34 protein-coding genes are annotated in these 21,663 nt (G+C 60.9%); 11 read left to right on the top strand and 23 right to left on the bottom strand.

From position 1 onward, the window contains the following. Positions 1–94: 94 nt before the first annotated feature. On the bottom strand, positions 95–358 hold the full coding sequence (locus tag SH584_RS04145; protein WP_324808776.1) for a DUF6894 family protein: 264 nt from the start codon (positions 356–358) through the stop codon (positions 95–97). 99 nt (positions 359–457) lie between these two features. On the opposite strand from SH584_RS04145, the gene SH584_RS04140 reads away from it, so the two are divergent. Then, positions 458–625 carry a hypothetical protein gene (locus SH584_RS04140; protein WP_322842699.1) on the top strand — a complete coding sequence of 56 codons (168 nt, stop codon included), beginning with the start codon at positions 458–460 and terminating at the stop codon, positions 623–625. Between the two features lie 577 nt (positions 626–1,202). On the opposite strand, the gene SH584_RS04135 is transcribed toward SH584_RS04140, so the two are convergent. Together SH584_RS04135 and SH584_RS04130 are read right to left on the bottom strand one after the other, a co-directional pair. Continuing rightward, a complete protein-coding gene (locus SH584_RS04135; RefSeq protein ID WP_324808774.1) occupies positions 1,203–1,682 on the bottom strand; it encodes a hypothetical protein in 480 nt (159 codons plus the stop codon). Then, entirely contained in the window at positions 1,679–2,077 is a 399-nt protein-coding gene (locus SH584_RS04130) for a hypothetical protein (RefSeq protein WP_324808772.1), read from the bottom strand. Before SH584_RS04130 ends, SH584_RS04135 begins: the two co-directional genes overlap by 4 nt. 338 nt (positions 2,078–2,415) lie before the next feature. Between SH584_RS04130 and SH584_RS04125 the strand changes: the two genes are divergently transcribed. Beyond that, entirely contained in the window at positions 2,416–2,709 is a 294-nt protein-coding gene (locus SH584_RS04125) for a UvrB/UvrC motif-containing protein (RefSeq protein ID WP_324808771.1), read from the top strand. A gap of 36 nt (positions 2,710–2,745) precedes the next feature. Here SH584_RS04125 and SH584_RS04120 read toward each other — a convergent pair whose 3' ends face one another. From SH584_RS04120 to SH584_RS04110, 3 genes are all read right to left on the bottom strand, one after another. Then, positions 2,746–4,050 carry a YihY/virulence factor BrkB family protein gene (locus tag SH584_RS04120; RefSeq protein WP_324808769.1) on the bottom strand — a complete coding sequence of 435 codons (1,305 nt, stop codon included), beginning with the start codon at positions 4,048–4,050 and terminating at the stop codon, positions 2,746–2,748. Between the two features lie 298 nt (positions 4,051–4,348). Continuing rightward, on the bottom strand, positions 4,349–4,561 hold the full coding sequence (locus tag SH584_RS04115) for a hypothetical protein (RefSeq protein ID WP_324808768.1): 213 nt from the start codon (positions 4,559–4,561) through the stop codon (positions 4,349–4,351). Between the two features lie 40 nt (positions 4,562–4,601). Next, on the bottom strand, positions 4,602–4,979 hold the full coding sequence (locus tag SH584_RS04110) for a response regulator (RefSeq protein ID WP_324808767.1): 378 nt from the start codon (positions 4,977–4,979) through the stop codon (positions 4,602–4,604). A 206-nt stretch (positions 4,980–5,185) separates the two neighbouring features. Between SH584_RS04110 and SH584_RS04105 the strand changes: the two genes are divergently transcribed. The 4 genes from SH584_RS04105 to SH584_RS04090 all read left to right on the top strand — a co-directional run bounded on the left by SH584_RS04105 (position 5,186) and on the right by SH584_RS04090 (position 7,518). Then, a complete protein-coding gene (locus SH584_RS04105) occupies positions 5,186–5,368 on the top strand; it encodes a hypothetical protein (protein ID WP_324808765.1) in 183 nt (60 codons plus the stop codon). Between the two features lie 293 nt (positions 5,369–5,661). After that, entirely contained in the window at positions 5,662–6,168 is a 507-nt protein-coding gene (locus SH584_RS04100; protein WP_324808763.1) for a hypothetical protein, read from the top strand. Next, on the top strand, positions 6,165–6,623 hold the full coding sequence (locus SH584_RS04095; RefSeq protein ID WP_324808761.1) for a phage holin family protein: 459 nt from the start codon (positions 6,165–6,167) through the stop codon (positions 6,621–6,623). Before SH584_RS04100 ends, SH584_RS04095 begins: the two co-directional genes overlap by 4 nt. A gap of 13 nt (positions 6,624–6,636) precedes the next feature. After that, positions 6,637–7,518: a DUF3618 domain-containing protein gene (locus SH584_RS04090; RefSeq protein WP_324808760.1), complete on the top strand. Its 882-nt coding sequence runs from the start codon at positions 6,637–6,639 to the stop codon at positions 7,516–7,518. 112 nt (positions 7,519–7,630) lie between these two features. Here the strand turns inward: SH584_RS04090 and SH584_RS04085 are convergent, their stop codons facing one another. After that, a complete protein-coding gene (locus SH584_RS04085; RefSeq protein WP_324808758.1) occupies positions 7,631–7,786 on the bottom strand; it encodes a hypothetical protein in 156 nt (51 codons plus the stop codon). Beyond that, the gene (locus tag SH584_RS04080; protein WP_324808756.1) at positions 7,786–8,796 is read right to left on the bottom strand and encodes an ATP-dependent DNA ligase; all 1,011 of its coding nucleotides are present in this window, start codon (positions 8,794–8,796) and stop codon (positions 7,786–7,788) included. Before SH584_RS04080 ends, SH584_RS04085 begins: the two co-directional genes overlap by 1 nt. A 252-nt stretch (positions 8,797–9,048) precedes the next feature. On the opposite strand from SH584_RS04080, the gene SH584_RS04075 reads away from it, so the two are divergent. Further along, positions 9,049–9,852: a hypothetical protein gene (locus SH584_RS04075; RefSeq protein ID WP_324808754.1), complete on the top strand. Its 804-nt coding sequence runs from the start codon at positions 9,049–9,051 to the stop codon at positions 9,850–9,852. A 31-nt stretch (positions 9,853–9,883) separates the two neighbouring features. Here SH584_RS04075 and SH584_RS04070 read toward each other — a convergent pair whose 3' ends face one another. The 9 genes from SH584_RS04070 to SH584_RS04035 all read right to left on the bottom strand — a co-directional run bounded on the left by SH584_RS04070 (position 9,884) and on the right by SH584_RS04035 (position 13,831). After that, a complete protein-coding gene (locus SH584_RS04070) occupies positions 9,884–10,612 on the bottom strand; it encodes a DUF72 domain-containing protein (RefSeq protein WP_324808752.1) in 729 nt (242 codons plus the stop codon). A gap of 2 nt (positions 10,613–10,614) precedes the next feature. Further along, positions 10,615–11,196, bottom strand: a complete 582-nt coding sequence (locus SH584_RS12690; RefSeq protein WP_416385151.1) for an SOS response-associated peptidase — start codon at positions 11,194–11,196, stop codon at positions 10,615–10,617. Between the two features lie 334 nt (positions 11,197–11,530). Continuing rightward, complete coding sequence (locus SH584_RS04065; protein ID WP_324808750.1) at positions 11,531–11,743, bottom strand: response regulator; 213 nt, start codon at positions 11,741–11,743, stop codon at positions 11,531–11,533. Positions 11,744–11,896: 153 nt separating this feature from the next. Next, positions 11,897–12,583, bottom strand: coding sequence for a hypothetical protein (locus tag SH584_RS04060; protein ID WP_324808748.1), 687 nt, complete (start codon positions 12,581–12,583; stop codon positions 11,897–11,899). Next, positions 12,576–12,788 (bottom strand): hypothetical protein, encoded by a 213-nt coding sequence (locus SH584_RS04055; RefSeq protein ID WP_324808746.1) that lies wholly within the window; start codon positions 12,786–12,788, stop codon positions 12,576–12,578. Before SH584_RS04055 ends, SH584_RS04060 begins: the two co-directional genes overlap by 8 nt. After that, complete coding sequence (locus SH584_RS04050) at positions 12,788–13,000, bottom strand: hypothetical protein (protein WP_324808745.1); 213 nt, start codon at positions 12,998–13,000, stop codon at positions 12,788–12,790. The genes SH584_RS04055 and SH584_RS04050 overlap by 1 nt, the downstream gene beginning before the upstream one ends. Further along, positions 13,000–13,314 carry a hypothetical protein gene (locus SH584_RS04045; protein WP_324808743.1) on the bottom strand — a complete coding sequence of 105 codons (315 nt, stop codon included), beginning with the start codon at positions 13,312–13,314 and terminating at the stop codon, positions 13,000–13,002. Before SH584_RS04045 ends, SH584_RS04050 begins: the two co-directional genes overlap by 1 nt. Then, the gene (locus SH584_RS04040) at positions 13,311–13,592 is read right to left on the bottom strand and encodes a hypothetical protein (RefSeq protein WP_324808741.1); all 282 of its coding nucleotides are present in this window, start codon (positions 13,590–13,592) and stop codon (positions 13,311–13,313) included. The genes SH584_RS04045 and SH584_RS04040 overlap by 4 nt, the downstream gene beginning before the upstream one ends. A gap of 65 nt (positions 13,593–13,657) precedes the next feature. Beyond that, positions 13,658–13,831, bottom strand: a complete 174-nt coding sequence (locus SH584_RS04035) for a helix-turn-helix domain-containing protein (protein ID WP_324808740.1) — start codon at positions 13,829–13,831, stop codon at positions 13,658–13,660. Between the two features lie 103 nt (positions 13,832–13,934). Here SH584_RS04035 and SH584_RS04030 point away from each other — a divergent pair, with 103 nt between their 5' ends. After that, positions 13,935–14,525, top strand: coding sequence for a hypothetical protein (locus SH584_RS04030; protein ID WP_324808739.1), 591 nt, complete (start codon positions 13,935–13,937; stop codon positions 14,523–14,525). Then, positions 14,522–15,619 carry a tyrosine-type recombinase/integrase gene (locus SH584_RS04025; protein ID WP_324808737.1) on the top strand — a complete coding sequence of 366 codons (1,098 nt, stop codon included), beginning with the start codon at positions 14,522–14,524 and terminating at the stop codon, positions 15,617–15,619. Before SH584_RS04030 ends, SH584_RS04025 begins: the two co-directional genes overlap by 4 nt. A gap of 222 nt (positions 15,620–15,841) precedes the next feature. Here the strand turns inward: SH584_RS04025 and SH584_RS04020 are convergent, their stop codons facing one another. Beyond that, complete coding sequence (locus SH584_RS04020; protein ID WP_322842574.1) at positions 15,842–16,681, bottom strand: outer membrane protein; 840 nt, start codon at positions 16,679–16,681, stop codon at positions 15,842–15,844. Positions 16,682–16,789: 108 nt separating this feature from the next. Beyond that, positions 16,790–16,948: a hypothetical protein gene (locus SH584_RS04015; RefSeq protein WP_322842573.1), complete on the bottom strand. Its 159-nt coding sequence runs from the start codon at positions 16,946–16,948 to the stop codon at positions 16,790–16,792. A 207-nt stretch (positions 16,949–17,155) separates the two neighbouring features. Here SH584_RS04015 and SH584_RS04010 point away from each other — a divergent pair, with 207 nt between their 5' ends. Both SH584_RS04010 and SH584_RS04005 read left to right on the top strand, forming a co-directional pair. Continuing rightward, the gene (locus tag SH584_RS04010; protein WP_322842572.1) at positions 17,156–17,386 is read left to right on the top strand and encodes a hypothetical protein; all 231 of its coding nucleotides are present in this window, start codon (positions 17,156–17,158) and stop codon (positions 17,384–17,386) included. 103 nt (positions 17,387–17,489) lie between these two features. Then, entirely contained in the window at positions 17,490–17,834 is a 345-nt protein-coding gene (locus tag SH584_RS04005) for a hypothetical protein (protein WP_324808734.1), read from the top strand. On the opposite strand, the gene SH584_RS04000 is transcribed toward SH584_RS04005, so the two are convergent. The 4 genes from SH584_RS04000 to SH584_RS03985 form a co-directional block, all read right to left on the bottom strand. Then, on the bottom strand, positions 17,791–18,105 hold the full coding sequence (locus tag SH584_RS04000) for a hypothetical protein (RefSeq protein ID WP_416385168.1): 315 nt from the start codon (positions 18,103–18,105) through the stop codon (positions 17,791–17,793). The two genes, SH584_RS04005 and SH584_RS04000, sit on opposite strands and share 44 nt — an antisense overlap. Positions 18,106–18,182: 77 nt before the next feature. After that, positions 18,183–19,439, bottom strand: a complete 1,257-nt coding sequence (locus SH584_RS03995) for an N-succinylarginine dihydrolase (protein WP_324808731.1) — start codon at positions 19,437–19,439, stop codon at positions 18,183–18,185. Further along, positions 19,439–20,455 carry an arginine N-succinyltransferase gene (locus SH584_RS03990; RefSeq protein WP_324808729.1) on the bottom strand — a complete coding sequence of 339 codons (1,017 nt, stop codon included), beginning with the start codon at positions 20,453–20,455 and terminating at the stop codon, positions 19,439–19,441. Before SH584_RS03990 ends, SH584_RS03995 begins: the two co-directional genes overlap by 1 nt. Continuing rightward, on the bottom strand, positions 20,452–21,663 hold the full coding sequence (locus SH584_RS03985; RefSeq protein ID WP_324808727.1) for a hydrolase: 1,212 nt from the start codon (positions 21,661–21,663) through the stop codon (positions 20,452–20,454). The genes SH584_RS03990 and SH584_RS03985 overlap by 4 nt, the downstream gene beginning before the upstream one ends.

Below are 21,663 nucleotides of genomic sequence, written 5' to 3'. Positions count from 1 at the left end.
AGCATGCGCTCGTGGTTCGCGCGCATCTTCCAATATTCAGCGGAATGGTCAGCAGGCTGCATCGACAAAGCTTATTCCCAGCGAAAACGAAAATTCAAGGGAATGGCTTCGAACGAGGGGGCGCCGGTAATCCGACCGCGGAGTTGAAGCTTATCTGAAGGAGCGTGGCACCTGCCTCGTTCTTCACCAGAACGCTGTCGTCGTAACTTATCTCGGCAGCGAAGATCAGGTCTTCGGCAAGCATCTCGCGCACGGCCCGGAGAGCGTAAGCCCGGGCGGACTCCAAGTCTTTCATGACCAAGCCTTCGGTATCGGCAATGCAGGAGCCGTCCTGAAGATGAAAAAAATATCGGGGCATGACGCCGGCTTACGACCTGCCTTCCAGTCTGGAATTCACCTAAATCACATTCGAAACTTTTCCGTCGGGCATGAGTAGTGACGGCGGAAGGAGCGCATGATGCCACGCGAATTGATCGATACCGGGACCGACAAGCGCTACGTTCGACGCGACGAGGACGGTCGCTTTAAGGAAAGTGATGACGTCGGCCGCAGCTCGGCGCAGGACCAAAAGCGACATGCAGAGAATAAGCCGAAGCCTGGCGAAGGCGACAAAGGCGATCGCTGATGCTGGGGACGATTCTTGGTCGGCAAAGCCATCGCTCACCTTGGACAGCCAAAGAGACAGCGCGACTTGAGGAACTCATAAAGACCGAGACGCCAATCTCGATCGTCGCGCAATCTCTTGGGCGGACGCAGGAGGCCATCCGTTGTCAGGCCGCCCGACAAGGTCTCCTGAAGCCAAGGAAGCGCCGGAACGGGATCTCCGGGTAATCGTTCTCAGGCCAGTTGCGAATGCGTTAGGCCCGTCGCGGTCCTCCTGCGGCGGGCCACGTTTTTTCAGTCCTTCGATTGCTCAGCATGGCTTCGTCACCAAACATGCAAGACAGACTGTATGCGCTACGGCGGAACGCAGAGGCGTGTCGCAAGCAAGCAGACATTTGCTGTGCGGGCGAGGCTCGGGACGCGTTTCTAGGCATGGCGCAAAGTTACGACCGGCAGGCCAACGCGCTCGAGCGCACAATCAGCAAATGGTCGCGATTCCACCGACCGGATGTGGTCAATGCCAGTTAGGGAAAGCCTTTCGTTGCCCCGCTGTGCCCGGTGCGATGTGGCTAGCTAGGTCTGGACGAAGCCATGGAGGGTCAGTCTCGCAATTGCAGTGGGAAGTGTTTGGCGAGCTGAGCTAGGCTTTCGCGCGCAGAGGTGTGGTGAATGAATAGCCCTCCCACTTCCTCCCATCGTTCACGGTGACGAGTCTGGTCATCAACGAGGACGTCGCCTTCCCGCGCGTGATCACGCTTGTCCCGCGCCATGGTCGTAATGATGCGGGTTCCCGGGAAATATTCCGCTGCCCAGCGCACCTTCTGGTCCGCGGCCCAATTTCCGCGCGGTACGCCAGTGAGGATGACCGGATTGAGGTGGCGGACGGCCTCGAACAGATGCATGGCGTCGTCCATCAGCGGCAGGCCGAAGTAAAAGTCCGGCGCAGTGGCGAGATTCTGCCAGAACCGGCCAAGTCCATGCCGTTTTTCGAACGCTCGCGGGGCCAAGCCGAGGACCGCGGTTGCGCCTTTGTCGAAGTCCGCCAGCACGCCATCGCAATCGAGGTAGAGCTGCCTCAAGCTAAACGTCCTCCGATAAGGCGGATTGAAATTGGCTGCTCGAGGCTTGTCCAGGGCATAGCCGCTAGAACGTCGTTGCTCTCCTTCGCCTGACGTCCCGGTGCCAATGACCAAGTGATGTGAAAGGTGCTGCCATCAGGGCGCGCTGGAGACCCTTCGATCGAGACGACTAGCGCCTCTAACCCCTGTATGTCGTCGACATGGCCGATGACAAAGGCGTCCGTGTCATCAGGCAGCGGCGTGTCAGCAGCGACCTTGGCGGCAAGAGTGACGTGGTCAGCGATCGAGCGTGCATACTTGTGCAGTAAGAGACGGCGGTCGGCTTTAGGTAATTTCCAGCCGACCACCGTGTTTCCCGGTCTGGCCGCGGCGACGATCTGATGGATCTGATCCATTCACGGGTAACGGGAGGTGATGTTGCCGGTTCCCCTGGGTAGCTGGAAAGAAATGGCGGTGAGTTGGACTGATCCCGACTCTCGGCTTTGCGGCTGGTCTGTTTATCTTCGCCAGTGGGAGATATTTTCCGAGAAATGAGACTGAGGCCGCTGGTGAGACGGCGACTAGGCACGCTTTCGGAGCAAGAGCAGACGTCGAGAATCGGCCAGACTCATTGGCTTGTCTTACAGTGGCATGCGGCGCAGGTTCGGCCACTCGAGAACGAACGCAAAACTATCTGAGGGTGCTCTGTGTAAAAGCTTTGCCTCCCAAGGAAGCGCTCGCGCGTTTTAGCTGAATGTCTGACCCAATCGATGCACTTCGCCAAAGGATGGATGCAGCCGCGCTTGCTTTGGATTTTGAGGAAGCAAAGCGCTGCCGCGACAAGATTGCTATGATCCGTGGCGGAGCTACACCAGCGGAGGTTGAGCTTGCGGATTTTGAAGGAATCGAGCGGCAAAAGCCGGGCGCTATGGGACTTGGCACTAGTCAGCAACGTACCACTCCTCCGCCTGGGTGGAAGCGACCTGAGAAGCCCAATCTAATGACTGTTGGTAAGGCTGCGCGGCGTCGGCGGCCCCAGGAGCGCTAAAGCTAAAGCGTCGACACAGCGGTCCGATCTTGGCCATCAGTCGTCGGCTCCGCGGCGGAGCAATGCTAGGCCCGCAGCGATTGCGAGCATCATCCCGCCAGCCTTCGCCTTGCCCCTGCGGCTAAGCATCGACAATCCCACTGTCGACAAAACCGAGGCGACCACGCTGATCTTTGCGCCGCCAGCGAAATGTACCGCTCGAGTGGTAGCACGGGCCACTAGGTAGGACTGGGCCGATGACGACGACGCCGGCACTTGCTCAGTCCCGGCTTCGACGCCCGGATTGCTTAGGTTGCGTCCTCTCACCGCAGGGGACTTTCCGCTAATTTCGGGCGTCTCATCCGCCCCGTTGGCCACGTGGTCGGCCGACCAAGCGCCCCTGGATCCCAGCGGTTGCGGAGTTCCTGACGTCGTGTCCTTGGCGGTCTGATGCTCAAATTCGCTGTTAAGCTCCGCACCGAACAGGAAGATGTAACTAGACAGGTAGACCCAGGTGAGCAGCGCAATGGCGCCGCCGATCGATCCGTAGGTCGCTCCGTAATTCGCGAAGCGGCTAACATAGAATCCGAATGCCGCGCTTAGCGTCAGCCACCCAACGGCACACAGCACCGTTCCGGGAGTCAGCCAGAGCCATTTCGCTGCCGCGCGTGATGGGGCGTAGCGGTATAGTGTGGCAGCTGCGGCCGCCGCGCTGGAGGCTAACGCAACGCCACCCACAACCCGAAGAATTAGGAGAACGGAAGGGGGTGCATTGGGAATGAGGCTGGCGAGGACTCGCATCGCCGTGATGAGCCCGACTGCCAAGAGCGCGAACGCCACCGCAGCGGCGGTCATGACCAGGGCCAGCAGAGTAACCTTGATGAAACCGCGCTTCTCTTCCTCCTCGTACGCGATGTTGAGTGCAGTGATGATGGCGCCGGCCGCATTGCGCGCGCCGAACAGGGCGACCGCGAGCGCGACAAGGAGGCCGAAGCCTTTCTTACTGCTGGCCGTGCTGACGACATTCATTAATTGCTCGGCGATCAGCTTGGCGACGTCGTCGGGCATCAAGCGGGTCAGGGTTTCCATGTTCCTGAGCACGGTATCGGGACTGGCGACCAAGCCATAAGTCAGCACAATGGCGCCAAGCAGCGGGACGAGTGCGAGGAAGGCGTAGAACGCCACGCCCGCCGCGACGAGACCGACATTATCCGATGCCGATTCCGTCCACGTTCTCACCAACACGTCTTTCCACCCAGCGACGGGCATCTTCCATGGCGAGGGCGCGTGGCGTCCTCGATCATCGATGATCATAGGGGGCTCTGACGTTTGCGGATGAGACACTGATGGTTGAACCGCCACTTGCTGCCCTCGTTCCGCTCCGCGCTCTACATTTGGGAATTGGGGGCGGCCTCAGCCTTCTATCGACGTGCATTGGTCGATGCGCATTGAGTTCGATTGCCCGCGACGGCTCGTCTCAGCCAAAATGGCTGCAGAATGGTTGACTACTCGACCTCGCAGCTTTCGCCTTAAGCGGGAGCAGGTGGTAGCTCGGGGTGATAGCCCGGCCTTGCCGCTCGTTCGCACATTGACCATGCCAACGGCATGTCTGCGAGATCGTGTCGGAGTCGCTAAGCTCTGTCGATTCTCAAGAGCAGCTTCAGTTGGAGGACTTTTTTGGGCCCTTCATCCCTCGATCCGAGAGGTAAGTCTGGCCGCGGGCTTGGTTCGACTTTTCGAGAAGCCGGTCTGATGTTTCGAGGGCGGCGTCTGGGGTAAGCTTAACGTCCACACCGTCAGGACCATTGACGGTTACCACGCCTTCCAACGCCTCCACCTCACTCGGCTCATTGAAAGTGGCATCGTCGTTCATGTGGATCGAACGAAAGGCGCCGCGAAAGATGCCGCACGAACTAAACGGCCGGCCCACCTCCTTTCGATTTGCCCGCTGCCTCAACTGCCTCTCGCACCCCGTCACTGAGAGCATCAGAACTGATAGGCTTCGCGAGAATCTTTGCGTCGGGCAACTCGCGTTCGACCTCTTTGGGGTAGCAGGTGATGAATACGAACGGGATGTTCCGGTCGGCACAGATCGCGTGAATTGCATCGACACCGGTGCCCGAGGCTAGCTTGTGATCGGCGGTGATCAGATCCGGGCAGTGCTCTTCGGCCGCGGCGATCGACGCCTCTTCCGTCTCGACGACGTCGAAAGACGTGTAGCCTAGGTCGCGCAGGCAATCCTCGACATGTGTGGCGATGAGGAACTGGTTCTCAATGATGAGCGCGTGCAAGGTGTCCCCCTTAGGGTCACAGCGCAAGACTCACGCTAGCGACCCACAAGCCAACGTTGCGACTGCGTAACATGGTTGGCGACTCGAGTCATGCGCGCGGATTCAGAAGCAGTCGACAGAAGTCGTTTAGCCCAGCAGCCCCTCCGTCCCGGAACGTGTAGCGCGACCACTCGTTGGTGATGGAGGGGAAAAACGAAGGTGAGACTATGGAAAATCGCGATAAAAACACAGGAGCCGAGAAGCGCCAGGACGGTATCCCTAAACCATCGGACGGCAAGGGAAGTCAGGTTGGTCGAACGCCGCAAGGTGGCGGTCAAAACAACGGCGGCTCGCGGAACGAACACAGCGGTGGCCGAGACAGCAGTCAGGATGGCGGCCAGAACGACTAGAGCGACTTCGAACGCTTTTCTGTTTTGATCGTGGCGCAAGCCCGCATCGCGTTCGTCCTATGACACAGGCGGCATGGGGCCATCTGGCAAGGGTGGCCTAGCCCGACAATTTTCGGGCTGCCGTCCGCGCCAAGAGCGGCAAAATAGGCCGTCCCCAAGACTCTGACGAACACCGTGTCGGTTGTCCAATGATGGGAACAGGAACTTGAGGCCAGAAGTTGGCCCGCCGAAACAAATGGAACAGGCATCGACACCCAATGTTTCCCTAGCTCATCATAAAGAAAGGCCTAACCATGCCTCAGTCCGATACCGCACCCGCCGTCGGCAGCGAATTGCTGGACGATGCCAAAGGAGTTGGCACCTCTGCCGTCAACCGGCTGCACAGCGAAGTCGATGCCCGCAAGAGCGACGCCGCGACCCAAGTCAAATCCGTTTCGTCTGCTATCGAGAAAGCGCGCGATGGGCTCGATACCAATGCGCCAGCGTGGCTAAAGTCGGCGTTCGACCAGGGCGCGCAGCAGGTCCAGAGGTTCGCCGATACGCTCGAGCAGAAAGACAGCCGCCAACTCGTGAACGAGGTTAGCGATTTCGCGCGCGGGTCGCCTGGCACCTTCCTAGCCGCCTGCGCCGCCGCCGGTTTTGCCGCAGCGCGCATCTTTAAGGCCGGCGGAAGCGAGAATAGCCCGTCGCAGCTTGGTCCGGTCGGGACCGACTTCCACGCTGCAAACCAGTCGCCAGAGAGTGGCGTCGGCGAGCCGAGAATGTCGACCGGCGCTACGACGTCCGGAGGCTTAGCGTGAGCAGCGCCGACACGCGTCCGTTCTCGGCCGATGAGCCGCACGTTATCGGGCGGACGGCGACAAGCGCAGCGGGCGCGGGAGGCGATAATATCGTCGATTTGATGCGCGAGCTTGTCGGGCAGGGGACGCACCTTGCCGACCAGCAGCTTAGCCTGATCAAGGCCGAAGTGCGCGAGTCCGCCGCTGACGTGAAAACGGCGGTTGGCGGGATGCTGGGCGCTGCCGTGGTCGGGATTGCCGGACTTGGTGTGGTCCTGATGGGCGTAGCCTATCTGCTCGCGGACGCGATCGATAATCTGGGCCTCGCGACGCTCATCGTCGGCGCCCTCACGCTGCTGCTCGCTTACCTGCTCTACCGCGGAGCGGTGAGTAAGATGAGCGCCACCCATATCTCCCCGGACCGATCGCAACGGACCCTTGGGCGCACGCCCGACGCCCTCCGCGGCGAACTTTGAGAGGATAGCAACCATGACTGAGACGACCACCGAAGATCCCGCCGCCATTGAGCGCGAAATCCGCCGTACGCAGGACAATATGAGCCGCACCGTCGACAAGATCGGCGATCAGCTGACAATTAAAAACGTCTTTAATGCGCTGCTCGACAAGGCCGATGAGAATAATGTGGACGCCCGCATGCTGGTAGACGGTGCAAGGCGCAATCCCATTGCGCTCGGCCTGATTGCCGCCGGTGCCATATGGCTGGTCAGCGACAAAAATTCGAAGTTCCCATCACTGCCGAGCAAGTCGGACAGGACCGACACCGACGACTACGGCAGCTTTGACATCCACCATCGCGACTATGTGTCTCACATGTCTTCGGTCGAGCAGCATGCCGACGAGGATGCGCTGGCCTACCAGCGGCGGCGCGACACGGCGCGGGCCAACTTCTTAATGGTCGAACGAGACCTTGATGAGGACGACAGCAGCTTCCGCCAGCGGCTTGACGGTCTGACCGAAAAATTCCGCGAGAAGCGCCACGCCTGGGCCGAAAGCTCGGAGAGGGCACAGGTCGCGACGAAGGAGCAGGCGCGTGCCGCGGTTGGTAAGGCGCAGGATTTGTATGCCGGCAATCCGCTAGTCGGTGGAATTCTCGCGGCGGCGATTGGAGCGGCGTTTGGGTCAGCGTTGCCCGCAACCAGACAGGAGCAGGAGAAACTGGGTCGTCTCGGTGAAAAAGCACGCGACGCGATCGACGAGAGCAAGGGGCAGGTCACCTCACGACTGCGAGACAAGAAGGACGAACTGCTTGAGAAGGCAGATGCCGCGATCAAGCCATTGCAACCCGAAAATCAGCGCCCGGGCGGTGACATCGCACAGCCGAGTGGTGCGCCATTCATAGCAGGCCGCTAGAAGGTGAACTGGGGACCGGGCGACCATTTCGCCCGGTCTAAACTTTACTTTCTGCGTCCAAAGACGTGATTGAATGGTCGACGCGGTTCACGTGCTACAGAACCGCATTTTGTCATTCTTCAATCGCTCTCACGCCCAATCCGGTCACCGAACTAGTCGGCGTCAGATTCAAACGTGCTATGTTCTCAATCAGACTTGCTTCTACGTCCGGGCCAATGATTTCGTCGCGCGTCGAAAGCCCGGGGATTAGAGGCGTATCGAACAGCATCAGCCAAGCAATTCCTTAAGCTGTGCGGGGGACAAAGGCGGCGCCAGCTGTTCCATCGTGCACTGCTGCGGTGATTTGTCTGGGCGGCTGCGCAGCAATTTCGTGCCGTGTCGAAATCGGTCCGCTGTCACTTGATCGTACAGCACCTCGACCACCAATTCAGGTCGCAGCGGTCGCCACTCTGCCGATCGCGCGGTGACCCACCGGCTTGGGCCGCCGGGTGCGTTTCCGGTGAAACCCGGCGCTTCTACGATAGTCTCAAGGCGTTCTGTCCAAGCTTCACGGTCTTTCTCTGCTATCGAAGACGTGTACCCGATATGATTGAGCAATCCGCGCTCGTCATAGAGTCCGAGCAAAAGTGAACCGACGCCAGCTTGCTTGGAGCCGTAACGAAAGCCTCCCACTACGCAGTCGGCAGTTCGACGCTGCTTGACCTTGATCATCGTCCGCTTTCCCGGCGTGTAGGGGTCTGAAAGACGCTTCGCGATGACGCCATCGAGCGCTCCACCGCCACGTGCCAGCCAACTTAATGCTCTCGTCCTATCGACAGTCGCAGGGGACAACAGCAACGCCTCTTCCACCTCGGTCGTCCTCATTTCTTCTAGCGCGGCACGACGATCGGTGAGCGGCGCGTGGAGTAAACTCCTGTCGCCAAGTGCAAGACAATCGAACGCGATGAACATGGCCGGTGTTTCGCGCGACAATTTTGCGATCCGACTTTCTGCAGGATGTAAGCGCAGTTGAAGCGCGTCGAATGAAACAGCGCCGTCGGTAGTGATGATAAGCTCGCCGTCGAGCGCGAGCCGAGTTGCGTTAAGCCGCCTCAGCATCGCCACGATCTCAGGGAAGTACCGTGACAGCGGCTTTCCGGACTTTGACCACAACCTGATGTCGTTGCCATCGCGCATGGCAATGCACCGAAATCCGTCCCACTTGGGCTCGTATTGCCAACCCGATCCTTCGGGGAGAGCTTCAGCGAGCAACGCTTCCATGGGCGGAATGGGATCCATGCAAGCGAAACGCACTCAAGCACTGGCCGCTCCCGTGAACTTTGCGGACGTCATGATCTAAGGATCAAAATGTTTTTTCATAGACGCCCGTCTTCCGGGCGATCCTGACGTACTACCCATGCTTTCTCAGGAACAAGCTCTTCGGATAGCGCTTATCGGAGGATGAATTCGAGAGACTCAAAAACGGGCGTGGGACGGACGATCGATCCGGCGATTTGGGCCGGAGGCCCACAGTCCGAAGAAGCCCGAGCGTTGTGGCTGGAACTGACTGATAGGCTGCGCAAATGGCAGCGCAATTGGGAAAGTCTGATCACTGTGCCCAAAACGTCTTCCCGATCAGCACATGTCTTCGCGGAGACAACTGACAACACCGCCATTTTCAGAGCTTTTGCGATTGCCGCGATATCGGGAAACGCGCGGTGGGACCGCATCGCGGCGGTGCTCGAGGATCTCGTTGAGCCATTCCATGACTTTAGCCCGGCACGTTTTGCAGTTCTTAGTGACCGCGATCTCGATCATGACATCGTTCCATGGTTCCGAGCGCGACGAGCGGGGTCGTCGCGGCTTCGTAACGTTTTAGGCCGGTTGCGAGAGACGGCATGTATTTTGGCTGGGGACACGGAAGGGAATGCCTGGAAGTTGCTTGAAAAGGTGCACGTGCAGGCACGTGGTTCGCCGGAAGAAATGGCATTGCTTCTGGGTACGGGGTCGAAATTTAAACTGCCTGGATTTGGCATAGCACTGGCCGCTGAAGCGCTGAGGTTGCTGGGTTACGATGTCTGTAAGCCGGACCGCCACGTCACGCGCGCAATTGGGGCTTGGGGAGTTGTTCACTTCCGAACTTGGCCAACTGGCGATTTCAGCGCTCCACAAGCCCGACCGGCGGAACTGCTGGCAACCATGCTTGCGGTTCGAGCTTTAGCAACGGCAAACACCGTCGGCGTCAGCTACGCAACATCCGCCATTTGGCTGGCTGGCTCGGTATCAGGTTCGCGACTGAAGAATGACGAATTCCGGCAGATGGTGAAAAACGACCGTCGCGCGCGCACGCACTGAGAACAAGCAGTCTGCGTTCTATTCCGGCATTTCATGCCCGTCCGGGAAGTCCATTTTGGAGCATGAGTGCGTCAGGAATGGCTGCGGAAGAGGCAGTGTTGTCGAAGACGCACCAAACGGGTCGTTCCTCGCGACCTTCGCTGGAAAGTCGTTCCACGAGGTAGCCAATCCGGTCGCGATAGCTTGAACGATACATCGAGGGTGAGCCGTGCAACCTATAGTAATGCAGACCGAGCCAGCCTCCCGGCGTCATGGCACCGGGAAAGCGTTCCGGATCGGCCGCGACCCGAGCAACGCCATGACGGCCGAGCAACTGGTCTGCCTCGGCACCAAGCCAACTCGGATGTCGGGGCTCGCACACCACTTGAGACTTCGACGCGCTTACCAGCTTATGGAAAAAACAATCGGCAATTGGCGCTTCGAACGCTAATTTTGGCGGTAGCTGCAGCAGGAGGATTCCGAGTTTCTCGCCAAGACAGGCCACTTGTTCCAAAAACGGCGTTAGCAGTTCCTCACAATCGACTAACTTGCGCTCGTGTGAAATTGATTTGGGTATTTTGACGGAGAAACGGAAGTCCTGCGGAACCAGGTCTCGCCACCTCTCCCATGTGGAGAAACGATGCGATCGATAGAAAGAACTGTTTATTTCCACCACAGGAAATACGGTCGCGTACCGCTCGATTGCTGATCCGGCCTCTGCGAAGGAATCGGCCGCCGCTGAGCCAATTGACCAGCCTGCGGTGCCGACCAGCACGCTCACGGTTAGCGAACCCTGTCGATATTGAGGGTGCCGGCGGGTAAAGGCGCAAACAACTCACTCTCTGGGCCGCTCATGTCTAGCCATGCTCTCCAATGCTCGCGGCGAAGCACAACCATCTGCCGGTTATGAATGGGTTCAACATCTGGGCCAGGGGAGGTGGTAAGTAGCGTGAAACTAGCTGGATCACCGTCGTCAGCTGTGCGCCATAGCCCAGTAAAACAGAACCACTCCTCGCCTCGCAAGGAGAACTTCCATTTCTGCTTTGGCGCCTTCGGCCCTTTGAATTCGAAGAAATGCGAAGCAGGAACGAGGCAGCGACGACTTTTTTCGAAGTTTCGGCCTTCTGACCTGAAATTGATGACCGTTCGTCCCTTCGGATTTATCGGAGTGAATCCCCACCTGAGTTGGGCGAGCTCAACCCCATCCTTCTCGCGCCGGAAGACGGGCGCCAGTTCCGTCGGCCAAATGTCATCTCGCGGTTCTAGATTGGGTGGCGAGAGGGGGGCTACGATCGGTATCGCCAAGGATGCAAAGGCCTCTGCATATTCTGCGTAGGCAACATGGTTTCCGTAATCATTGCACATCGAGGACAAACCGCCGATGAAGTCGGCCGTTCCTCACTGCGAAAGTTGAGGTGCAAGTCCAGCAGGACCTGTAATGATCGGGCACACAGCGTTGAACTCGGCGTGGGACCCTAGGCGTAGGACGCTCCGCTCGTTGGTACGCATTTGTCTCGAGCGGTACGGCCCTTCGCTAAGCCTGCGGAGCACGACCTCCCGTCATTTCACTCAGTATCGACGCTAAATCCGCAAGTCGAAATGGTTTAACGAGCCGGGGCAAGTCTGGCGCAACGCCTTCGTCCTCCGCGTATCCGGAAATCACGAGAACTCGCACGTTCAGCTGACGGCTAATCAAATCTCAAGCGAGTTCCGTTCCGCTCATGCCGGGCATCAGATGGTCCGTCACCAAAAGATCCAGCTCGAGGCCTTGACCGACCAGGTGCAGCGCCTCCTCCGCGGAAGCCGCCTCGACAACGGAAAAACCGAGATCAGTCAACATTTCCCGTGTACTGCTACGCACTAATTCCTCGTCATCAACGAGGAGAGCGGTGCCTGCAATTTCGGCAGACACCTTTGCGCGGCTGGAATGAGTAGGCGGCGAGGCAATGCTCGCATGCGTGGGGGGTCGGGCGCTCAACCGTGGACGCGCGAAGTTTGGTTGGGTGTCGGTCGCGAGAATCGCTCACGGGGAGGCGATCATGGCCCCCTGCCTCTACTGGCTGGGTCATGCGGCCTCCTTGTTGTCAGAGACAGGTGAGGGGGCCAATTTTTTAGAGGGGCTCTGAAGTTGGTCTGCTTCCCCAACTTCCCGGCCTTGGTATGGCTTAGATATAACCAGTGATCGGGCGTCACCAGAAACGGCTGAACCTTCCGACGCAAAACTGCGAATTTCTGAACCGCTTGGTGATTGGGCGTCACCAGCGCTTTGACCCTGTGGTGATGTTGCGTCACCAGTTGGGGCACCTCTTGGTGACGATGTGTTACCGTCGTTTTTTGCTTTGGCGGGCGTCCACTTGAGATATTCGTTCGTCGCCTGGCGGTAGGGTGGGGCCTTGCCGGACGTGATAAATGTGAGCCGATAGCGCCTTGCTCGACGCTGCGCCCACGACTGTTCGGTCGGCTCATCGATTAGTCCGTGGTCCCACAGCTTCGCGACCGCGAGCGCAATGCGCCCGTTGTTCAGGCGACATCGGTTCGCACCCTTCAGTCGCTCGCCAATCTCCTCATAGGTGATGGCAATGTCGCCGTTATTGTAGCCGTTGAAGCGGCGAAGGATTTCTAAAAGAACACCACGCTCCAGCGGTGACAGCGTTAGATAGGCCGCGGAGTCTGCCACCGCTTGCGGCAGGCCCACCCAGCCCGCCGCTCGCGTGTCAGCCTTGTGTGCCGCTTGGGGCTTGGCCCTACCCATTAGCGGCCTTCCTCGTCCGCTCGTCACAGCGATCGACAAGCTGCCAGCCGTGTCCGAAGCGAAGCAGGCGGGCGTAGGTCCGCGCCTGCAGATAGTTGGTGAATTGACGATCGTGGCCCACGTCCTGGGCGGGCAGGACCGTCACCGCATAGCCCATGCCGTCTTCAGCCTCGGCCAGCAACACCTTGGGAGCGGGCGCGTCCATCACGCTTCACCTCGGCTGGAGGCTGCATCGCGTAGTGCTACCGCCTCGGCTTCAAGTCGATCGCCCTCGGCCTCCATAATGTCGCAGGCGGCATCGAATTCTTCGGGCGACAAGTCTTTGAAGAAGCGAAACTCCGGTTGCTGGTGGAAGGGATGCGGGGCCTTGGCGAGCCATTTGGCGAAGGCGTCGACGCGGCGTTGGCGAAGGGCCATTAGCGGCCTCCTGTCATCATGGTGGTGCCATCGGCGTACCGGTGACCGTGCAGAGCGACGTGGTGAATCAGCGCGGCGCGAAGGTCGGGGACCGCCTCGACGAAGTCCTGAAGCTCGCGCCAGCGCCCGGTGTGGTAAGCGTCCACCCACTCGCGTTGGCTTTCGCTATGCGCTTTGTGATGTTCGGGGGCGTCCATCGACATGCCGACCTGGACGCGATTGCAGTCGGGATCGACGACGAGGAAGCCGCCACGATCTATCCAGCGTTCGGTCCAGACTTGGGCGAGGGCGGCGAGGGGATCGGGGCCGCTCATTGGCCCAACTCCAATTCCCGGCCATCATGCTCACAGCCGCCGGGGTCGCCGTATTCACAGCCAGGGCCGTCGGCGTACTCCGCGAAGTCGCCGTGGTCGTCTTCCGCCCGATTGAAGTCTAGCTCGTCGCCGTTGGCCTCAAAGTCAGCATCGCCGGCAAGTATGTCGAGCGCTTCAATGCAGGAATTGACCACCACACCCAACGCGCTCGCGAAGGCGGCGACTTGGGCAGGAGACAGTTGCGGTTTAACGTAAATCTGGGTAACACGATCATGCATTTTGGTTTCCTTTCCAGTGCATGACCCGCAGCGAGGCTAGACCCCTCGTTGCGGGTCGTTTCGTTTCAGGCGGCGGCGCGGAACGCGGCTTCCAGTTCAGACCGGCGAAAGTAGAGGCGACGGCCCTTTTTGATCGCTGGGAGATTCCCGGCTTCGACCAGATGATAAACGGCGCGGGGGGTCACCCCGATGTACGCCGCGGCGGCCGTGGCACCGGCGAGAAGATCATCAGCAAGCATTTTCCAAGTACTCCGTTATAGTGGAAGTGACGACTTCCACTACCTAGACTTTCCGCCTCCTTCGTGCAACAAGAAAGTGACGATCCTCACTTCCGGAGCCTATGTGGCTGTTTTTCCGCTAACTTTCGCCCAAGTCGGTGCCATTCTTGCGACGATCCATGGCGTCTCGGAAGGGAAAGTTTCCGCGCTTCAGTCCCGCGTAAAGGACTTTCAGCGACGCGGTTTCCCGAATGGCTTGAACACTGGGAAGGGCAAAGCCGCCGAATATCAGCCGGAGCATGTCATCATGTTAGGTGTGGCGTTCGAGTTCTTAGAGCTGGGCATGACGCCAGAACGCATCGTGCTGCTTTTGTCGTCGGCAGAGCCAGCCGTCTTGCCAGAAATGCGTCGCATCGCGAGCAAGGGCCGCGGCGGCCTCCTCAGGAAGAACAAAACTCTCCTGTACTTCGACCCACGTGGACTCACTGATCTTCGCGAGGGCAGGGACTTCGAAAAATCCCGTACTGCCGTGATGATAGGAACGCCTGCCGATCTCGAGAGGCGCTTCCTCTCCGACGTTTATGGTCATCCCCGATTAGCAGTCGTCGATCTCTTTCAAATGTGTTGGGACCTTGTGGAAGCAACGATGGAAGTCGTGGACGAGCAGCAAGAGGAAGTCAGCATAGCCTATGTCGAGTGGGGACTCTCCACGTGACCGCAATCCGTAAGCGGGTCTGGACAGACGGTAAGGGCGAGGAGCGCCAGGCGTGGCTCGTCGACTATCGCGACAGCGGCGGGAAACGGCGGGCCAAGCAGTTCGCTCGTAAAAAGGATGCCGAAGCGTGGTCGACTCAAGCCGCTTGGCAAGTGAGCCAGGGCGTCCACACAGCCGATAGTCAAAGCGTCACCGTGAAGCAGGCCGGCGACATTTGGATTGCCCGTGTGGAAGCCGATGATCGCGAGCGCGCCACGGTCGACAATTATCGGGCCATCCTCGATCGCCATATCGCCCCGCTAATCGGCGCTGAGCGGCTTAGTCGCCTAACGATGCCAGCGGTGCGGATATTCGCCGACAAGCTGCTGGAGAGCCGTTCTAGGCCCACGGCGGCGCGAGCGCTCCATCATCTGCGGATGATACTGAAAGAGGCGCAGGGCCGGGGGCTGGTCGCGCAGAACGTCGCCTTGGGCGTCAGGCTTCCAAAGGCCGCCCGCGAGAAGTCCAAGGTGGAGATCCCGAGCAAGGTGGAGCTTAAGGCGATGCTGGACGCCAGCGGGCCGGAACTGCGCCCGTTCGTCATGACAGCGATCTTCACCGGGCTTCGCGCGTCCGAACTACGCGGGTTGGTGTGGCGCAACCTCGATCTAAAGAAGGGGATCGTCACCGTCACCCAGCGCGCCGATCGCTTCGACCAGATTGGCCTGCCCAAGAGTGAGGCCGCGCATCGGTCGGTTCCCCTGCCGCCGGCGCTGGTGTCCGAGTTGAAGGCGTGGAAGCTGCGGTGTCCGATCTCCAAGCTGGATCTGGTGTTCCCCGCCGCTGGTGGCGGTGTCCTGAACTATAAGAACTTCATGACCCGGCAATTCCTTCCGATGCTCGTGAAAGCCGAGCTTAAGCGGTACGGGCTCCACGCCTTGCGTCACGCTGCGGCCAGCGCCTGGATTCATCAGGGCATCGACCTGAAGCGCCTCCAGACGTGGATGGGACATGGCTCGATCCAACTGACGATCGACCGCTACGGGCATTTGCTGAAAGACGATGACCGGGACGCGGCATTGGCGGCGGCGGCGCAGCGCGAGTTGCTCGGCTAGACGCAACATGGATGCAACACGGCATCCGTTATTGGCGGTTTTCTAGGGCGCAACGCCACACTACGAATCTGAGGGTCGGACGTTCGAATCGTTCCGGGCGCGCCATTTTTCCATTTTGATCTAGCAGTCGGCGACACAGGGTGTTCGCCAATGCGTGACCATCTCCAAAGAAAACGGCCCGAGGTCTTCACCTCGGGCCGTCTTTTCTGCTGTCGCCAGGGATCAGCCGCGTTCGGGTGCCGGCTCGGGCGGCGGCGGCGGCGGGGGTGGGGGCGGCGGGGGACAGACGTCCGACGCCAGGATCACCGACCCGTCCGGGCAGGTCTGCGTTGCCGGGACCGGCGGCGCCGGCGGAAGCGGCGGCGGTGGCGGGGGAGGCGGCGGGGCCGCATCCGCGAAATTGTAGATCAGGCTGGCAAGGATCGAGTGCGACTTGAACTTGCCCTCGATATCCGCGCCATCGTCGCGCTCACGCACCGTGCTCGGCCGGAAGTAGCGATACTTGGCCCCGATATCGATGTTGGGCGAAACCGCATACCGAACGCCCGCGATCGCCTGCCATGCGACGCCGCCGTCGCGCAGGTTGGTCGTGCCCGACCCATCGCCAAGGTCGAAGCGATACTTGCCCCAGGCGAAACCGGCGCCCGGGCCCGCATAGAAGCTGAGGCCGTTCTCGTCTCCGACGTCGAGCAGCAGGTTGGTCATGATGGAGACGTAGCGCGTGCGACCGTCGCCGCTTGCGGTGAAGGCGTCGATGCCGCCATCCCCATCGGGAAGACGAGCCGTGTAATCCTTGTGTGACGCGCGCTTGAAGCCGAGCTCCAGTTCCGCGCGAGCGTAGCCGGCGTCATATCCGAACAGGACGTCGACGTCGTAACCAAGCTTATGGTCGACGACGAGCACGTTATCGAGGGCGACGGTTGCGTCCTCATAATCGAACTTCGTATCCTTGGCGGCCATCAGGCCCCCTTCGATACCGACATAGAGCGAACGATCGCGTGCGACGGCGGGCGTCGCCATCATCGTGCCGGCGAGCAGCAGCAAGCCCAAGCGCTTCGTCATAGGTTATCCCCCTTGTGATCGATCAGATGATCGCCGGGGGGCATAACAGATTTAACGGAAAATTACCAAGCCGCGGTGGGGCAGCCTCTGGCCCCTGAGAATCGACGCCTATGCGGTCATCGCCATGGGGGCGCCCTCGGTGGCGCGACGAGCGAAATCCTGGGCAAGCTTTTGATGCCAGTCGCGCGCCTGCGGGGTCATCGAGCGAAGAGCGGCGGTCCGCTCCTCGGCGGCGCGACGCATGTAGAAGCGCTGGTTCGATTCCATGACGCGGTCCTCCCCATCGACCCCCTCGTCGACGGCGGGAAATCTGACATCCAAAGGTAAAGGGATGGTTAAGCGGGAAGGGCTCCTTCCGTGCCGCCTTGGGACGATCATGTGGCCGGCAAGTGACAAATGTTCGAAAACGGTTTATCGACGAAACCTAACGACTCGTCGCTCGTTCGCGCTCTATTGGAGGACGATATGCTGAGTGTGGGTACCCAATTTGATCCGGCGCGCCGCGGCTATCACGCCGTCTATCGCGACAATCAGGTCAACCATTGCCCGGGCTGCGGCCGCACCCATTGGTATGTCGGTCGGTCGATGGCCGAATGCGGATTCTGCGCGACCGCCTTGCCCCTGTCGGAAAGCTATCGCCAGACCGCGACGGCGATCATTCACCGCCGTGCAAAGACTCCATCCCATTCTGCCTTCGCGGCGTAAGTCGCGCAGCGGGTGGCGCGCGCCTGAAAGAGCGGGGAGGGCGCGCGCCGCTTTCGCGACAAGTGGGTTTGAAGCGGGGCGCGGCTTTCATTATCTTGGCGGGATGAGACGCTTCAGCCTCGCCGTCGCTGCGCTTGTGGCGATGATGATCCCGACGGCCGCCTTTGCCGATGCCGGCAATTTTACATTGGTCAACCGAACCGGAAGCGACATCCGTGCCCTTTCGGTCCGGCGTGTCGGGACGAGTGCATGGCAGCCACTCGGCGGCAATCCGGCCGACGGTTCGCGGACGGCAGTGGCCTTCGCCAACCCGGACTGCGCCTTCGACATCCGTGCAACCTTGGTTGGCGGGGAAGCGGTAACCTTCCCTGGCGTCAATCTGTGCGAGGTGACGACGGTAACGCTTAACCGCAACCGGTCCGGCGGTCTTTGGGTCGATTACGACTAAAGGCTCGTGACGCCCGATATCTCACCGAGCGGAGTGGAGCTCGGACTATCGGCTTGGCCTCAACCGTCGGCTTTACGCTGTCGATCAATTTGGCACCCGCAATGAACGGAACGCCGAGGCAGGCGAGCGCCAGAATGACCCCGCCGTAGCCCGGGTAGCTTTGCTGATAGTGGATGCCGCGTTCGATCGCGCCGACGGCAATCGCATATGTGACAAGGAACGCCTCGAAGCGGGTCTTGATCGTGAAGAGCCGGGCAATCTTTGAACGCATCGACATTGGTTAAGCAAACGCCGTGCCAACCGCGGCGTTCCGCCAAATTGGTCTTAACCAGAGCAGTTAATTGTCAATTAACCCGACGTTAGTTCGTTCAATGTCAACAATTCGAGCAGGCAGTTGCGGGCCTGCTCGATCTCGCGAACGAGGGTGGGCGACTGAATATCCGCAATCGCAATCTCAGCTGGCCAAAGCCGGTCGATCAGCTTGGACAGCCGGTCGAGCGAAGCGGGATCGACCAGGAATCGCGGATCGACCGTGGACGGGTCGCACGCCACTCTCAGGCGAAGGCAGGCAGGTCCGCCGCCATTCGCCATCGATTGGCGAACGTCTACGAACTCGACCCGGCGGATCGCGCCATTGGAGGCCAAGTGCCGCTCGATCCACGCAGCAACGCTCGGCGTGTCCCGGCACTCGGTGGGCGCGACCAGAGTCATCGTGCCGTCGGGCAGCGTAAGGAGCTGCGAATTGAACAGGTACGACCGGATCGCGTCGGCGAGCGGCACGTCCGATGACGCGACTTCGACCAGCTCGAATCCATCGACCTTGGCGGCGAGTTCCGCGACCAGCCCATCGCGGTCAACAAATGCCTGCTCGTGGGCAAAGAGAACCGGGCCATTCGCCACCGCGACGACATCGTTGTGGAAAGCACCGGCAGCGATCGCCTCCTCGCTCTGCGCAGCGAACAGCGTCCGATCGCGGTCAAGGCGATGTAGCCGGGCAACAGCGCGGCTCGCCTCGAGATGCTGGCGAGCGGGGAAGGGACCGCCAGTCACGCCATAGACGAAGACCTCAAGTCCCGGCTCTCCGTGGGACGCAGTCAGTCGCATATGGTTGGCCGCGCCCTCGTCACCGAACGCGGTCGGGACGGGGCCGTGAACAGCAAAAGCGTCGTTCGCAAAGGCGAGGCGCAGCTGCGCCAGCGTCGCCGGCCATTCGTGGCTGCGGTGCGGCATCGATTTCAGATTGGCGACGGTCAGGTGACATCGGCCGTCGGCGGTGTCGGGGGCGGGGCTGATCGTGGCCGCATTGGCCGCCCACATCGACGATGCGCTCATCGCATTGGCGGCGATCACGGGTTCGGCAGTCTCGATCGTCGTGCCCAGTGCGTCGAGCCATCCTCGCGACGGACGAGGCGGTGGGACGAACACGCCCTGCTTCAGCCCGAGGGCAAGGTTGGCGCGCATCTTGTCGATGCCCTGAAGCGCCGCGGCCTTCGGATAGGAAACTTCGCCGGCGTTGCGCGCGGAGGCGAGGTTGCCGAGGCTGAGACCCGCATAATTGTGGCTCGGCCCGACCAACCCGTCGAAGTTGATTTCTTCGATGGCCATCAGCGCGGCACCGCGAGGACCCGGTCGCCCGGTCCTACACCCAAATTGTCCATCGCCTTGGCGTCGATGTCGAGATCGCCGTGGTCGTTGCGTCGGGCCTGGCCGTAGCAAGCGACGAAATCGCGGCCGGTACCGGTCGCCAGCATCATCGTCGAAGCCTCGCCGCGGACTTCGCCGCCGACCCGAAGCCACTCGGCCTCCATCACCGTCTTGATCCGATCGGTGCGGGCAGTGACCGTGGGCCCGCCGTCGAAGATGTCGACGTAGCTGTCCCAGATGAAGCCTTCATGCTCGAGCATCTTGAGCGCTGCTCGCCCCGTGGGATGCGGCTGGCCGATGACCGCGCGGGCGCTTTCGGGAAGCATGGCGATGTAGATCGGCGTCTTCGGGAAGAGGTCGGCGATGAACTGAGTACCGTGGACCGCGTTGAATTCGTCGGCTTCCGGGAACGTCATGCCAAAGAAGCGTCCGCCCAGCGCATCCCAAAATGGGGAGTGACCGGCCTGATCCATCACCCCGCGAAGCTCGGCCAGCACGGTTTCGCCGAAACGGGGACGGTGCTGCTTGATGAACAAATAGCGCGACCGCGCGAGCAACATGCCCAGCCCGCCGGCGCGCTCCTGCGGATGGAGGAACAGGCCGCCCACCTCGCTCGACCCTTCGAGGTCGGTGGTCAGCGTCAGCGCCTGATTGCGGAAGATGCGTCCGAGTTCGGCGCTCTTCTGCGTCAGGGTCGAGATCAAATAGCTGTAGAAGGGGCGATCGTTGCCGACCTGGCCGAACACCTGGCACGTCCCGCGGATCGCGCCGCTGCGGGTATCTTCCAGCATGAACATGTAGAGGTCGTCGGCCGGCATCTGCCCGTCGCGCGAAAAGCCTTCCTCGGATCGTGCGAGCTTTGCTTCGAGCGTCGCCTTCTCGGCGGGCAGGTTGGTGAACCCGCCACCGGTCAGCTTGGCAAGGTCGTAGAGCGCTCGAAAATCGTCGGGCCGGGCGGCGCGAATGCGAAAGCTCATGCCGCTTCCCCGGCAAGCCGCAAAATGGTCAGCGCGGACAGCGCGGCGCGCTCCGCAAGGCTTTCGACGATCAGATATTCCTCCCTCGAATGGATCGCGCCGCCGCGGACCCCCATTGTGTCGATCACCGGCACATTCTGCGCGGCGATGTTGTTGCCGTCGCAGACGCCGCCGGTGGGCTTCCAGTCGATCGACTGACCTAGGTCGGCGCCAGCCTGGCGGACGATCCCGAACAGGTTCTCCAGCGGCGGCGTTATTGGTTTGGGCGGGCGGGCGAAATGTCCGTGAACATCGACTGCGACGTCATGCTCGGCGATGATCGCCGCGACCGCTTCGTCGATGAGGGCTTGTGCGCGCGCCTGATCGTCAAGCGTCGCGGGACGCATGTTCACGCGCAGCACCGCCAGGTCGGGGACGACATTGTTTGGCCCGCCGCCATCGATCTTCGCTGGGTTGATCGACAGGCCGGCGCGGACGCCCTTCGACAGTCGAAGCGCGAGGTCGGATGCGGCGACCAACGCGTTCCGCCCGTCTGCGGGGTTGCGCCCGGCATGAGCCGACTTGCCGCGGATCGTAAAATCGAAATTGCCGCTGCCGGGACGAGCGCCCGCCAGTGTTCCGTCGGGGAGAGCCGACGGTTCGTAAGTCAGCGCGGCGCGCTTGCCGCGGGCCGCCTGCGCGATCAGCGCGGCGGAGCCAAGGCTCCCGACTTCCTCGTCGCTGTTGATGACGATTTCATAGCCGATCGCGTCGCGCCGCGGGCTTGCCTCGACCGCCTTCAAGGCGGCCAACATCACGGCCAGCCCGCCCTTCATGTCGGCGACCCCGGGTCCGCCGAGGACCTTGCCGCGTTCGATCCAGTGAAGATCTTGGAAAGGGTGGTCCACGCCATAAACCGTGTCCATGTGCCCGGTGAACAAAAGTTGCACCGGCGCATTGGGCCGAACGATGTGATGCAGGTTGCGCCCATGGCGAACCTCGAAGCGCTTGCCGGCGGCATCCACCGCGTCGACCGGCGTCGGCGCGACCAGCGTCGGGTCGCCCGGCAAGTCGGAAAAGGCCCCGGCGAGGCGCGCCGCGATCGTCGCCAACCCGTCCAGATTGCGTGATCCGCTGTTCACCGCCGACCAATTCTCGACATGGTGAAGCATGTCGGCGGCCATCGCCTGCTCGACACAGTCGCGTTCGATGCTGGTCAGTTCCCCCAT

This window comes from Sphingomonas sp. LY29, from assembly GCF_035593985.1.
Lineage (GTDB): Bacteria > Pseudomonadota > Alphaproteobacteria > Sphingomonadales > Sphingomonadaceae > Sphingomicrobium.
This window is presented reverse-complemented; position numbering and strand designations above follow the sequence as displayed.

What these genes read in the sequence shown, in the direction of transcription:
- SH584_RS04145 (WP_324808776.1), bottom strand. Translation starts at nt 358, where the DNA reads ATGCCCCGATATTTTTTTCATCTTCAGGACGGCTCCTGCATTGCCGAT.
- SH584_RS04140 (WP_322842699.1), top strand. Translation starts at nt 458, where the DNA reads ATGCCACGCGAATTGATCGATACCGGGACCGACAAGCGCTACGTTCGA.
- SH584_RS04130 (WP_324808772.1), bottom strand. Translation starts at nt 2,077, where the DNA reads ATGGATCAGATCCATCAGATCGTCGCCGCGGCCAGACCGGGAAACACG.
- SH584_RS04125 (WP_324808771.1), top strand. Translation starts at nt 2,416, where the DNA reads ATGTCTGACCCAATCGATGCACTTCGCCAAAGGATGGATGCAGCCGCG.
- SH584_RS04115 (WP_324808768.1), bottom strand. Translation starts at nt 4,561, where the DNA reads ATGAACGACGATGCCACTTTCAATGAGCCGAGTGAGGTGGAGGCGTTG.
- SH584_RS04105 (WP_324808765.1), top strand. Translation starts at nt 5,186, where the DNA reads ATGGAAAATCGCGATAAAAACACAGGAGCCGAGAAGCGCCAGGACGGT.
- SH584_RS04100 (WP_324808763.1), top strand. Translation starts at nt 5,662, where the DNA reads ATGCCTCAGTCCGATACCGCACCCGCCGTCGGCAGCGAATTGCTGGAC.
- SH584_RS04090 (WP_324808760.1), top strand. Translation starts at nt 6,637, where the DNA reads ATGACTGAGACGACCACCGAAGATCCCGCCGCCATTGAGCGCGAAATC.
- SH584_RS04085 (WP_324808758.1), bottom strand. Translation starts at nt 7,786, where the DNA reads ATGCTGTTCGATACGCCTCTAATCCCCGGGCTTTCGACGCGCGACGAA.
- SH584_RS04080 (WP_324808756.1), bottom strand. Translation starts at nt 8,796, where the DNA reads ATGGATCCCATTCCGCCCATGGAAGCGTTGCTCGCTGAAGCTCTCCCC.
- SH584_RS12690 (WP_416385151.1), bottom strand. Translation starts at nt 11,196, where the DNA reads ATGTGCAATGATTACGGAAACCATGTTGCCTACGCAGAATATGCAGAG.
- SH584_RS04060 (WP_324808748.1), bottom strand. Translation starts at nt 12,583, where the DNA reads ATGGGTAGGGCCAAGCCCCAAGCGGCACACAAGGCTGACACGCGAGCG.
- SH584_RS04055 (WP_324808746.1), bottom strand. Translation starts at nt 12,788, where the DNA reads ATGGACGCGCCCGCTCCCAAGGTGTTGCTGGCCGAGGCTGAAGACGGC.
- SH584_RS04050 (WP_324808745.1), bottom strand. Translation starts at nt 13,000, where the DNA reads ATGGCCCTTCGCCAACGCCGCGTCGACGCCTTCGCCAAATGGCTCGCC.
- SH584_RS04045 (WP_324808743.1), bottom strand. Translation starts at nt 13,314, where the DNA reads ATGAGCGGCCCCGATCCCCTCGCCGCCCTCGCCCAAGTCTGGACCGAA.
- SH584_RS04040 (WP_324808741.1), bottom strand. Translation starts at nt 13,592, where the DNA reads ATGCATGATCGTGTTACCCAGATTTACGTTAAACCGCAACTGTCTCCT.
- SH584_RS04035 (WP_324808740.1), bottom strand. Translation starts at nt 13,831, where the DNA reads ATGCTTGCTGATGATCTTCTCGCCGGTGCCACGGCCGCCGCGGCGTAC.
- SH584_RS04020 (WP_322842574.1), bottom strand. Translation starts at nt 16,681, where the DNA reads ATGACGAAGCGCTTGGGCTTGCTGCTGCTCGCCGGCACGATGATGGCG.
- SH584_RS04015 (WP_322842573.1), bottom strand. Translation starts at nt 16,948, where the DNA reads ATGGAATCGAACCAGCGCTTCTACATGCGTCGCGCCGCCGAGGAGCGG.
- SH584_RS04005 (WP_324808734.1), top strand. Translation starts at nt 17,490, where the DNA reads ATGAGACGCTTCAGCCTCGCCGTCGCTGCGCTTGTGGCGATGATGATC.
- SH584_RS04000 (WP_416385168.1), bottom strand. Translation starts at nt 18,105, where the DNA reads ATGCGTTCAAAGATTGCCCGGCTCTTCACGATCAAGACCCGCTTCGAG.
- SH584_RS03995 (WP_324808731.1), bottom strand. Translation starts at nt 19,439, where the DNA reads ATGGCCATCGAAGAAATCAACTTCGACGGGTTGGTCGGGCCGAGCCAC.
- SH584_RS03990 (WP_324808729.1), bottom strand. Translation starts at nt 20,455, where the DNA reads ATGAGCTTTCGCATTCGCGCCGCCCGGCCCGACGATTTTCGAGCGCTC.
- SH584_RS03985 (WP_324808727.1), bottom strand. Translation starts at nt 21,663, where the DNA reads ATGGGGGAACTGACCAGCATCGAACGCGACTGTGTCGAGCAGGCGATG.